We start from the raw sequence: 11573 nt of genomic DNA, 5'->3' as shown, positions 1-11573 counted from the left end.
ATCTTCGACGTGGCCGGTTCCGCAGTGTTTCCGTATGGTAATCCGATGCTTGCGCTTGCCTTTCTGGGATCAAAAACAGGCGACTTCTTCGTCCGCGCCCAGAATCCGACACTAAATGTTCAATCAGGCGACATAGCGCGACTACCTTACCCAGAATCTGCACTTACCTCCAGAGCTGCCACCCTGACGACTTTGGTCCAGAATGCAATTGACATCTCCCGAAGAGACTGGGATTCGGCAGAGACCGCTTGGGAATTCACGTGCTCACCGCTCGTCCACTCGTACAGCGCGCAGGTTCCTCTCGGTAATCGCGTTAGTTCAGTAATCGAGAACATCCAAGGAGAACACGTAAGGCTTTCCGAAGTTGAGACGCTGATCAACTATGAAGTTGCAAAAGCCTACGGGCTTGACCAGGATATTAATCCATACGTCTCACCCGAAGAAGTGACTCTTCGTCCAAATAATAAGAACTTGATCGTTCGAGATCTAGTTTCATATGCTATCGGCTGCATGTTCGGTCGTTACAGCATTGATGAGCCGGGTCTGATTCTCGCGAATCATGGTGACACCCTCCAGAATTACCTGGCGAAAATACCGGATCCATCGTTCATGCCCGATGCGGACAACGTGATTCCGATCATCGATAGCGACTGGTTCGAAGACGACATCGTGGCACTATTCCGCCAGTTTCTAAGAGTGGCGTTCGGAAACCAGCACTTCGAGGAGAACCTACGGTTCATCACCGAGGCTCTCGGCGTTAAGAACTTGCGCGACTACTTCGTGAAGTCGTTCTTCAAAGATCACGTACAACGGTACAAGAAACGCCCGATCTACTGGCTGTTCTCGAGCCCGAAGGGATCGTTCAGCGCCCTCATATATATGCACCGCTACACGACATCCACGGTCTCGACCGTACTGAACGAGTACCTGCGCGAGTTTAAGGCGAAATTGGAGGCGAGCCGCCAGCACCACCAACGCCTCGCCGCGGGCACCTGCACTGCGCGGGAGAAGGCTACCTCGCAGAAGGAGGCCGATCGTCTGCGGAAAGTGCTTCTCGAACTCGACGAGTACGAGCACGATGTGTTGTATCCGCTGGCGACCCAGCAAATACAGATCGACCTCAGCGACGGTGTGAAGGCGAACTATCCGAAGTTCGGCAACGCGCTAAAGAAGATTCCCGGTCTCGAGGCCAAAGATGACTGAGACCTCCTCCATCCAGAAGCACCTTGAGCGCCGGTTCCAGAGACACCGGGTGGTGTTCTGGCACGATCCCGAAGACGAGTACGCCGCCGATCTAGACGCACTCGGGCTAGACGGGGTCGAAATCATTCGTGTCACGAACAACGAATTCGCGGTGAAGAACCAGCTGCTGCATGTGGAACCTGATACGAAGTTCCTCGTCTACCGTTCAGGCGTCGTACCGACTGGGATCGGCAACTGGTTGCTCGACCTCGAGCTCGCCTACGGGATCTTCACCGCAGACCGAACGTCACTGGTGCAACAGGAACTCGGCCTCACCAGCGAAGGCATCACCGAAGTGGTGCAGGCGCACGAGAAATTCTTCCAGACAGCCAAGCGAGTGCAGAGCCTCAAGGCACTCCTCGCTACAGACGACGACGTTCTGTTGCTGCAGGCCAAGATGTCAGCTGTCGTGCTCGGGCAACGGGACCACAGCCTGCAGGAGATCACCCGCACCCTGCTGATCGAGAACGCCGATCGCACGGACACCAAGTTCCGTGCCCTCACCGACTACAACCTCTCCAACTTCTACTGGCAAGGCGCTTCATCCTTCTACGGCTACACGTCGCCGAACCCGAGTATCGACGACTTCGTACTGTGGATCTTCCGGCAAGCAATCTCCGGGTTCATATCAGAACGCCCCAGCGGACTACGGGAAATCCAAATCATCTTCAGCAGCCTGCGTTACGACGTCCGCAGCGAAAAAGCGATGACCACACTCGCTAAACGAGCAGCTCGTGACCTGGATTACGCGAGCACGATCGTTGACCTCGACTTCCGAGATCTGTTGAGCAACGACCTCTTCGAAGACGTCGACCAGAAGATCATCAGCGACCTTGCACGTGCCGTCGCCGACCGCACCATCACAGCCCGCGAGGTCGCCGAAACTATCCGTAGCCGCCAGAGCAGTGTCTGGATCAACGAGTACCGCAAGCTATACACGGCGATCGGTAGCGCTTCCGATCTGCTAGCCGCACTCGACGCGCTCAATGTGTCGATGCAGTCGTTCGACGAGGGGTTGGATCGGTATCGGAAGGACTGGTTCCGCATTGACCAGCTCTACCGGCAGTTCACCTATGCAGCCCGTACTGCAGAGCACACCGGTCCGCTAGAAACGCTGCGGGCGCAGGTCGAGAACTTTTATGCGAACAAATTCCTGCATACCCTCGGTTCTGCATGGCAGCAGCAGGTCGATAGTGTCGACCGATGGCGCTCCTCCATCCTCTGTTCGCAGACGTCGTTTTTTACCGACCACGTCAAGCCCATCACGCGGGACGGCCGGCGTAAAGCTGTCGTCATCATCTCCGACGCCATGCGTTACGAGGTTGCCGACGAGCTTGGCTCGCGTATTCGTCAGGAGAATCGATTCGACGCGACCCTAGACGCCGTTCTGGGTGTACTGCCGAGCTACACCCAGCTTGGGATGGCTGCGCTCTTGCCGCACAGCACGATCGGGCATTCAGGTAAAGGCGACCTCGCCGATGTGGACGGTCAGCCTACTTCCGGAACTGCCAACCGCAGCAAGATCCTCGCGGGCGTGCAAGGAACGTCGATTCTCGCGGAAGACCTGCTCAGTATGACCCGCGACGAGATTCGTGAGCTCTACCAACAGCACCAGGTGCTGTACATCTACCACAATCGAATCGACGCTACCGGCGACAAGCAAGGCACCGAGCGGCAGGTATTCGAGGCCGTAGAGAAGACCTTGGACGAGCTTGTCGATCTGGTCAAGCGCCTGACCAACGCCAACGCCACCAATATCCTCGTGACAGCCGACCACGGCTTCCTCTTCCAGGACTCCGCGCTCGACGACACCGGCTACCTGTCAGTGGCACCCCAAGGCGACGACATCGCGATCCAAGCGCGCCGGTACGTACTGGGCACAGGTCTCAAGCCCGATCCCGCGTTCACGACGTTCACCTCCGCCCAACTCGGGCTCACCAGCGACTACGAAGTGCAGATCCCGAAGTCGATCCATCGACTGCGACTCAAGGGTTCCGGCGCCCGTTTCGTCCACGGTGGGGCGAGCCTTCAGGAGATCGTCGTGCCAGTGCTCGCCATCAAGAAAAAACGGAAGAGCGATACGCGGCTGGTCAACGTCGAAATCTTGCCGGAGTCGGACAAGATCACCACCGGACAGCTAGTCGTCAAACTCTTCCAGTCCGATCCGGTCACCGAAAAAATCCAGACGCGAACCGTGCGCGCTGGCCTCTACGTCGGCGAAACCCTCATCTCGGAACACGTGCCTCTGGTGTTCGATCAGGAGTCGACCGACAAACGCGACCGGTATCAGAGCGCTGTCATGTTTCTGAGCCTGGACGCGAACGACTACAACAATCGGACGGCGGAGTTCCGGTTGGAAGAGCAGATCACCAATACGAACCAGTGGCGCGTCTATGCAAAGGCGATGTATAAGCTCAAACGTTCATTCGCCTCGGACTTCGACTTCTAAGGACCACGCAAACCATGACCGAAGTGAGTGAGACCTCCTACGAAGCTCCTGTCGACAGTCGGCCGGTGCAGAGCGAGCTGGATCGCAAGATCAACCGTCTCTTCCCTGGTGTCGTCGTCCGTAAGGACTTGGTCAAGACGGTCAAGGGCAATGCCATCGTGCCCTCCTATGTTCTGGAGTATCTACTCGGCCAGTACGCGGCCTCCGACGACGAGGCCACCATCCAGGCAGGCATCGACACGGTACGCAAGATCCTGGCCGACCACTACGTGCACCGGAACCAATCCGAGCTGGTGAAGTCCACGATCCGCGAACGCGGTCGGCACCGGATCATCGACAAGGTCACCGCCACACTCAACGAAAAGGCGGACGTCTACGAAGCCGAGTTCACCAACCTCGGCATCAAGGGTGTGCTCGTCGATCCGTCCACCATCAAAGCGCACCCCAAATTGCTTGTCGGCGGGGTCTGGTGCATCTGCGATATCGAGTACTTCCATAGCGATGACTCACGTGTCGTGCCATGGATCCTGGGATCGATCAAACCCATCCAATTGTCGAACTTCGACTTCGAAGGGTATTTAGCGGCTCGGCGGGAATTCACCACCGACGAATGGATCGACCTGCTCGTACAGTCCATCGGGTTCAACCCCGAGCTATTCGGACGACGAGCCAAGCTCATCCAGCTCGTGCGACTCATCCCGTTCGTCGAACGCAATTACAACCTCGTCGAACTCGGCCCCAAGGGAACCGGCAAGTCGCACATCTATTCGGAGTTTTCACCACACGGCATGCTCATCTCCGGTGGTGAAGTCACGGTCCCGAAATTGTTCGTCAACAACGCCAACGGGCGTATTGGTCTCGTCGGGTACTGGGATGTCGTCGCCTTCGACGAATTTGCGGGTAAGAAGAAACGCACCGACAAGGCCCTCGTCGACATCATGAAGAACTACATGGCGAACAGGTCCTTTTCGCGTGGCATCGAGACGCTCGGCGCCGAAGCCTCGATGGTGTTCGTCGGCAACACTTCCCACACCGTGCCCTACATGCTCAAACACTCGGACCTGTTCGATGAGCTGCCTGAGAGCTACCACGACTCCGCTTACCTCGACCGCCTCCACCACTACATTCCAGGCTGGGAAGTCGACACCATCCGCGGTGAGATGTTCTCCGACGGGTACGGGTTCGTCGTCGATTACATCGCCGAGGTGCTCAGATCAATGCGTTCGGCAGACTACTCGGACCGGTACCAGCCGCACTTCACACTCTCATCCGACATCTCCACCCGCGACAGCGACGGCGTCCACAAGACGTTCTCCGGCCTTATGAAGATCCTCTACCCACACGGGGAGGCACATCCAGAGGAAATTGAGGAGATCCTTCGGTTTGCGATCGAGGGTCGCAAGCGCGTGAAAGACCAGATCCTGCGCATGGACTCGACGATGGTTGACGTCAAGTTCGGATATACCGACACCAGCGGAGCATGGCACCCTGTCTCAACTCTCGAAGAGGACGAGTACCCGACTTACTACCACCGTGAGCACCACGACGTTACCGAGACGACTGACGACACGCGTGGACTCACAGTAGGTACCCCAACGTCCGCAACGAAGGTCGAAACACCACCTGAAGCCGAGCCGCCGGCGGAGGCTCCACTGTTCGCCGGATACCGTGAGTTCCAGGAAAATCAACGCGGCGTCTCGTTCGACACACTCCTCGTCCCATACCTGCGCGGAGCCGGGAAGATCACCATCACCGATCCCTACATTCGTCAGTTCCACCAAGCCCGCAACCTCATGGAACTCATCGAAGGGATCGCGAACGTCAAAGATCCTGCCGACGAGGTACACATCAAACTCGTCACCGCCGAAAACCGCGACGGCGACGGCGACAAGCTGCGCAAGCAACTCGAGTACCTCGTGAAGATTAAACAGGGAGCCCTAGCCGGGGGCATCCACTTCGATGTCGCATTCGACGGAGCGATCCATGACCGCTCGATCGTCACCGACACCGGCTGGAAGATTCTGCTTGGTCGCGGACTCGACATCTTCCAGTACGTGACCGGTGACGTATTCGACCTTGCCACCAAACTCCAGGAGTATCGGCAGGTCAAAGCATTTGGGGTGACCTACATCCGCGATGTCAGTGATCGGCCTCGATAGTTCCATATCGCCAAGCAAAAAATATTGCCTCGTACGTGTTCTGGGATCCGGTCCTACACCGTCGATGCGACCAATCCTTTGAACGGACAGCCGGTCTCGTATCTGAAGGTCACCGATCTCGAAGAACTCAAAGGCAAGACGATCGGGACTGGCACGTATCGAGTCCTGGCCGAGAACCTTCGAGGATCGACGTACGTGCTCAAGCTCGGCGGCTCACCGTGTGAGGCACCGGTTGTAGTTACCGCCTGGACGAAGGGGGTTGAAGCAGGCCCGTTGGGAGAGTTCGGGTATAGCGTGCTCGTCGAGGGCAACGGCGCGCTCACCGGCCCGGCATAACGGGACCGCCATGAGTACTGCCGTTGTCAGGCTCATCTTGGAAATCGTAGCGCCGATGCTCACGCTCGGGACCACCTATTTCTCAGCGAAACTCGCCGACCGTGATGATCGGTGCCCAAGTGGTAGGGATGTAGTCGCGGTGCGGTGAGGCCCAACCCACGTTGTGGATCGGGCCTCACCGCGTTAATCACCAGATCGAGGCATAAAGCGCTGGGTTCCCCATGAGACGAGAACCCAGCTATTCATCTCGGGGATGTATTGCGCCTTTGCTTGCATTCCCGCTAGACGCACGTGGATCATCGAACTCCACATCATCACCGCCGATGCCGCCGAAATGTTGGCGCCACCTGACTGCGTGAGAACGCCGCCACTTATCGCCGCGAGTCACAAGCATTCACCCCCGTCGCAGGGCTCGACAGCACGAGCGATCTTGTTCAACAAACAGTCGTATAGCGAGATAATCTGAGCGTGTCAGGCATTTCGGGCGCGACGCGGCCGGGTCGTGTTCAATAAACCGTTCAATAACAGCAGGTGCCGATAACAATTTCCGAACACGTTTCCTGAACCGCTATCGGTCTCCGGTGACTCTCGTTACGAGCAGGACATTGCCCGCATGCACGACGCGCTCGACGGCATCTGGGTCAACCTCTTCGGGGAGAAGTTCTTAGCAGGCGCAGCGTTGACGACCCGGCGCTCCTGAAGACGACCCTGGACTACCTGTGCCCTCACGACCTACAGATCGTGCGGAAGTCGAAGGCTCGGCCACAACCTACTGGAGGGCCCGGTCGTGCTGACCGAACTGTTATTTCCTGTTCGGTGTCCGTAAGCCGGTGGCCAAGCGGGCGGCCCCGATGTACCAGTCCGGACGTCGAACTCCCAGGCCGCAACGTGCCGTTTAACCCGCCCGCAAAAAGCCCGATGAAGGCCCGGAAACCGCTACACTCGACTCGTGAGAATCGGCTACGCGCGTGTATCCACCGCGCAGCAGGACCTGACCGCACAGATCGACGGACTCGGCGCGCTCGGTGTCGAGTCCGACAATGTGTACACCGACCACGGCCTCACCGGCCGCAATCGCCAGCGCCCCGGGCTCGACTCAGCGATCCGTGCCGTTCGGGCCGGCGACATCCTCGTGGTCACCAAACTCGACCGTCTCGCTCGCAGCATCCGCGACGCCCACGAGATCGCCGACGAGCTGGCTGCGAAGAACGTCGTGCTGGCCATCGGTAACAGCGCCTATGACCCAGCCGATCCGTTCGGCAAGCTCATGTTCAACACACTGGCTATGATCGCCGAGTTCGAGAGCGACCTGATCCGGAGTCGGACCCGCGAGGGTATGCAGGTCGCCAAGGCCAAGGGCAAGCTGCGTGGCAAGAAGCCCAAACTCCCATCGAGCCAGGAGAAGCGCCTCGTCGAACTTTGGCGAACCGGTGAGCACACCACCGCCGAGCTCGCCGCCGACTTTGGCGTAGCCCGCTCGACCGTCTACCGCGCCGTAGAGCGTGCTAGCGACTTGGCCTCTCAAGGGAAAAGTGCGTGACCATAGACGTGGTTCTGGATGGGGAACGTGTCCCGATCGTTCGAGCCGTGTTCGAGGCTCTCCTGGAGAACTCGGCGGCAAGCGACTACGTCGCTTATCACAACGCCGTCGACAAGGGCTCGATCAAGTTCAAGAACCTCGTCTTTTTGGCCACGAAAGGCGAGATCCCATACTCCTTGTTCTTCGCCCCATTGCCGTTGGTGGAAACGCAGATTGAGACTAAGACCGCCAAATTGCTGGAGGGGGTTGGCAAGTCCACCTTCTCGGTGAACTCGCGGGACGTGGTTGAACTGCGCAGCATCGAGCTGATCGTCAAAGACCTTCTGCGCAAACAGGCTTTGCTCAAGAAGCACGATGACACGCTGGCTCGGAACGAGATCGTAGGACTGTTGGGACGGCCAGGGAGGCCAGTGGAGGAGGACGCTGCCAAGCTCATGCGAGCCATCGGGTTAACGCACACTGCGATGCGAACGGCGAAAAACAAGCAGACCGCACTGGAGCATCTCATCGAGCGACTGGAGGCGAACCAGATCCTGGTCTCACGCAGTGTCAACAACTTCATGCCCCAGCGGTTGAAGAAGAAGTTCAGCGGAATGACAATCAAGGACCACAAGGTCCCGTACATCTTCCTCGCGAGCGAATCTGACCGAGAAGAGCCCTTCGGCCGGCAGGTCTTCACGCTGACGTTGCTCACCGTTCTCATCGCGCGAAAGATCTTCGCGCCGGTCACCTATGACGCGAAGAGCACGGCGCTCAGTCCTGGCCCTGAGTTCGAGATCGTTGGAGAGATTCTAATGCCCACAGGCGAGATTAGCCGTCTGCCGCTGGCATCGCTCGACGAAATTGTGGCTGCAGCCGAAGAGTTCAAGGTGACGCCGAGTGCGATGACGGTCCGCGCAATGCGACTCAAGCGCATTGACATCGAGACCGCGAACCACCACCTCGACGAGCTCGCCCGACGGCACGCCGACAGACCCAAGTCCACGGCACGCAACCCACTACCGGTCAACGCCGTCAAGAAGTACGCTGGCCGGGAACTATCCTCACGGATGTTCGACGTGCTCGACACGGGTAAGCTCTCACCCGGCCAGTTCTGCCAAGCCGTGTGCCTGAACAAGCTTAAGCCCTCACAGCTCAATGAATTCCGCGTGGCCGTGCAATGACCGACTACCAGTACCTCATCGACAACAACGTCCTGACCAAACTGTCGAGGGATCAGCGTGCAAGCGACTTCTTCCGCACGAAATGTCATGTGCCGAGCGAAGTTCTGCACGAGGCACGCGGATTCCCCGACATTGATGCGCTTAGCTCCCGCGAGTACCCCACCACCCCAGACGTTCTACGCCAGCTGGTTAAGGTCATGGGGACCGTACCGATCGACGACACTCGGCTCGTCGACCTGTACGCGAACGAAGGCAATGCTGATCCGCTCATCGTGGCCTGCTCGCTCGACGCCCGGGACGCGAACAAAGGTCTCTTGTTCTGGCCGACTTGGGTCGTGGTCTCCGACGACGGGGCTGTTCAGGCCAAGGCCACACAGTTCGAAATCCCAGTGAGAACGAGCGCAGAGTTCAAGGCAATCATCAGCGAATGAGAGCACGTCAACTCTCTCGGAGGCGGGGTACTCCTGCGTCCGGGCGGCTTGACGGTGATCGCTCCGAGCGCTCACACACCTTGTCGCGCGACTATGCGCCCGATTGTCTCGGCCGACGCGTCGGGCGGTAGGCCGTCTAGTGCAGCATCAAGCATCTCGTAGAGCCTGTCGAGCGGCACGATGTTGGCGTTCCACCGATCGTAGGACTCGAACTCGCGACGTCCATCGAGATGATACCTACCGGTTCCCCGCGCATGGAAATTCGCAATCGACTTATCTGAGGCGACCAGGATCAGGGACGCGGTGGGGCTCCTCTCCGCATAGGCATCGAGCTGCGACTTATCCGAGGGCTTGCGCCAGTGAAATGCCGCTCGCAGCTTCACCTCGATCACCGCGATCGCACGCTCAGCGGTCCCGGCCTCGAAGCCAACGACGTCGGCGTGATCGTGCATCCCGAGGTAGAAGTCCAGGTCACGATGACCGGTCAGCGCCTCCGCCAAATCCGGCGACTCCCCCAAAGCGCCCCACAGCAACGACTCGATGGTGCGTTCGTCGCACTGCCCCGGCTGGTCGCGCGCGAAACTGAGCGCCGCTCGCAGTGCCGTGGTCACCGGTTTCGATCCCATGGATACCTCCCCGTCCGTGCTGGGCTCCTGTCGCCCTCTCGCGCCGTTGTACCAGACAGCAGTGACAATTCCAGGCGTCCTGGGCTCGATCAAGGTGCGACTAACGCAGACACCGGCACAGCCGGTGACGAGACAACCTCGAATCAGCAGCATCCCGAGGAGGCACCTTGTCCGACCGCAGCATCATAAACAACTGGATCAAGCGGCAGATTGCAGCAGGCACACTGAGCGTGCAGCAGCGTCCCGGACTACAGGCTGCCCTCCACTACCTCCGTCCCGATGATCTGCTCACTGTCCAGGAGGTCGACCGTCTCGGCCGCAACCTCCTCAAGGGACTGCTGGTCTTAACGGACCTGTTCGAGCGCGGTGTCGGGGTCAAAGTGCTCGGCGGCATCGCGGCTGGCGTGCGGGTCTCGGTAGGTACGGTCCATCGAATTCTTTCCGGCGCTGCTACTGATGACGACGGAGTGCTCGCAAGAGGCGATACTGACTGCGTAAAGGAGGATCATTCTTGACGAACTCGATACCATTCAAACCGTTACGTGTGACTGACGCGCGAATCAATGCAGCTCGGACGACGTTGATCATCGACAAGAAGCTGAAGAGAACGTCCAAGCCCGAGATCGAGAAACTTGCGGCACTCAAGACCACGAGTGAACGACGGCTCATCGCTGGTTGACGCCGCCGAGGACATTACAGTTGACCTGGTTGACCAACTAGGAGATCGCATGAACGCCCTCGTCGAGCAGGAACGCAAGCTCATGGACCTTCTCACCCGCCACGTCCACTCGACGTTCGCCGACGCGCGCGCCGCCGGCGTCCCCGCCGAAGTCTTCGATGAGGTCGAGTCGATCGCCCGCTACATGACCGCAGCACCGCCCACCAACGACGTCTACGACCGGCTCATCGGCCCATTCTACGACACCAACGGCCCGACACAGTGGTGGGGTGTGAGCCGCAAAGCCGTCGACAAGGCTGTTGCGCCGCCCTCGCAACTGCAGACTGAGCAGCCGGCGCCACCGGCCGAGAAAAAGCAGAGCAACCAGGCGATGACGGTCTACCTCGCGCCGGAGGTCTACACCCAGGCCCGTCTTGCCTTCAACGCCACACGCACCGCTGAAGCAGACCGCAACTGGTCCCACTTCGTAGAGAAAGCCGTTGCAGGAGAAATCCGGCGCCGGGCGGAACGTCACAACGGCGGAGATGACTTTGAGGGGATCGATGCACCGCAAGCACGCGGAGCGTGCACTCTCTCCAGGCCGCCCCCTGTCCGACCACTGAGTACGATTCAAAGGCCCGTTCTGGAAGCCGACCACATGATTCTCTGTTCTCTGACAACCCATCAGTTAACTTAATAACTTGTTAGAAACAGAGATTGACATGCAAAGTTCGCAAGTGCGGCGAGTCGATTCGCACCACCGCGCCCCTGTGTGCCTCTCGATAGGAATGGCTCGAATCGGACTGTAGATACCTGCGCAACGCTCTTTAACTAACGCAGATGCTACCTTTGCGCTACGACCGCCTCTGGTGCTCAACGCATCATGCGTGAGGGGTCCGGTTCCGCCTCTGCCGATCTTGATCGGCATGCAGATCGGGCCCCTTCTTCGTTTCTCCATCAGCCATTTCC

Annotated in this window: 11 protein-coding genes; 10 read left to right on the top strand and 1 reads right to left on the bottom strand. The window is 58.8% G+C overall.

The window, feature by feature from the left end; translation table 11 throughout:
- Positions 1-9: 9 nt before the first annotated feature.
- The 7 genes from A0W34_RS33180 (at position 10) to A0W34_RS13815 (ending at position 9320) form a co-directional block, all read left to right on the top strand.
- Positions 10-1203, top strand: coding sequence for a hypothetical protein (locus tag A0W34_RS33180; RefSeq protein WP_198035698.1), 1194 nt, complete (start codon positions 10-12; stop codon positions 1201-1203).
- Complete coding sequence (gene pglZ, locus A0W34_RS13840; RefSeq protein ID WP_020907620.1) at positions 1196-3691, top strand: BREX-1 system phosphatase PglZ type A; 2496 nt, start codon at positions 1196-1198, stop codon at positions 3689-3691. The genes A0W34_RS33180 and pglZ overlap by 8 nt, the downstream gene beginning before the upstream one ends.
- 14 nt (positions 3692-3705) lie before the next feature.
- On the top strand, positions 3706-5850 hold the full coding sequence (gene brxL / locus A0W34_RS13835; protein ID WP_020907619.1) for a BREX system Lon protease-like protein BrxL: 2145 nt from the start codon (positions 3706-3708) through the stop codon (positions 5848-5850).
- Between the two features lie 78 nt (positions 5851-5928).
- Positions 5929-6186: a hypothetical protein gene (locus tag A0W34_RS13830; RefSeq protein ID WP_041814983.1), complete on the top strand. Its 258-nt coding sequence runs from the start codon at positions 5929-5931 to the stop codon at positions 6184-6186.
- A 949-nt stretch (positions 6187-7135) separates the two neighbouring features.
- Positions 7136-7726 carry a recombinase family protein gene (locus A0W34_RS13825; RefSeq protein WP_020907617.1) on the top strand — a complete coding sequence of 197 codons (591 nt, stop codon included), beginning with the start codon at positions 7136-7138 and terminating at the stop codon, positions 7724-7726.
- The gene (locus A0W34_RS13820; RefSeq protein WP_020907616.1) at positions 7723-8889 is read left to right on the top strand and encodes a hypothetical protein; all 1167 of its coding nucleotides are present in this window, start codon (positions 7723-7725) and stop codon (positions 8887-8889) included. The genes A0W34_RS13825 and A0W34_RS13820 overlap by 4 nt, the downstream gene beginning before the upstream one ends.
- Complete coding sequence (locus A0W34_RS13815; RefSeq protein ID WP_081557822.1) at positions 8886-9320, top strand: hypothetical protein; 435 nt, start codon at positions 8886-8888, stop codon at positions 9318-9320. Before A0W34_RS13820 ends, A0W34_RS13815 begins: the two co-directional genes overlap by 4 nt.
- Positions 9321-9391: 71 nt before the next feature.
- Here A0W34_RS13815 and A0W34_RS13810 read toward each other — a convergent pair whose 3' ends face one another.
- On the bottom strand, positions 9392-9946 hold the full coding sequence (locus tag A0W34_RS13810) for a hypothetical protein (RefSeq protein WP_148209205.1): 555 nt from the start codon (positions 9944-9946) through the stop codon (positions 9392-9394).
- 167 nt (positions 9947-10113) lie between these two features.
- On the opposite strand from A0W34_RS13810, the gene A0W34_RS13805 reads away from it, so the two are divergent.
- The 3 genes from A0W34_RS13805 to A0W34_RS33175 are packed head-to-tail and all read left to right on the top strand — an operon-like array spanning position 10114 to position 11301.
- On the top strand, positions 10114-10461 hold the full coding sequence (locus A0W34_RS13805) for a recombinase family protein (protein ID WP_020907613.1): 348 nt from the start codon (positions 10114-10116) through the stop codon (positions 10459-10461).
- Positions 10462-10490: 29 nt separating this feature from the next.
- A complete protein-coding gene (locus tag A0W34_RS33650; protein ID WP_257207949.1) occupies positions 10491-10625 on the top strand; it encodes a hypothetical protein in 135 nt (44 codons plus the stop codon).
- Positions 10626-10674: 49 nt separating this feature from the next.
- Entirely contained in the window at positions 10675-11301 is a 627-nt protein-coding gene (locus tag A0W34_RS33175) for a ParB family protein (protein WP_232330036.1), read from the top strand.
- Positions 11302-11573 lie beyond the last annotated feature (272 nt).

Source organism: Rhodococcus sp. BH4 (assembly GCF_002079265.1).
Lineage (GTDB): Bacteria > Actinomycetota > Actinomycetes > Mycobacteriales > Mycobacteriaceae > Rhodococcus_F > Rhodococcus_F qingshengii.
Note: the sequence above shows the minus strand (reverse complement) of the source record. Positions and strands in the feature narration are given on the sequence as shown.

Excerpts from the sequence above, each read along its gene's own strand:
- A0W34_RS13810 (WP_148209205.1), bottom strand. The coding sequence starts at position 9,946 with ATGGGATCGAAACCGGTGACCACGGCACTGCGAGCGGCGCTCAGTTTC.
- brxL (WP_020907619.1), top strand. The coding sequence starts at position 3,706 with ATGACCGAAGTGAGTGAGACCTCCTACGAAGCTCCTGTCGACAGTCGG.
- pglZ (WP_020907620.1), top strand. The coding sequence starts at position 1,196 with ATGACTGAGACCTCCTCCATCCAGAAGCACCTTGAGCGCCGGTTCCAG.
- A0W34_RS33175 (WP_232330036.1), top strand. The coding sequence starts at position 10,675 with ATGAACGCCCTCGTCGAGCAGGAACGCAAGCTCATGGACCTTCTCACC.
- A0W34_RS13815 (WP_081557822.1), top strand. The coding sequence starts at position 8,886 with ATGACCGACTACCAGTACCTCATCGACAACAACGTCCTGACCAAACTG.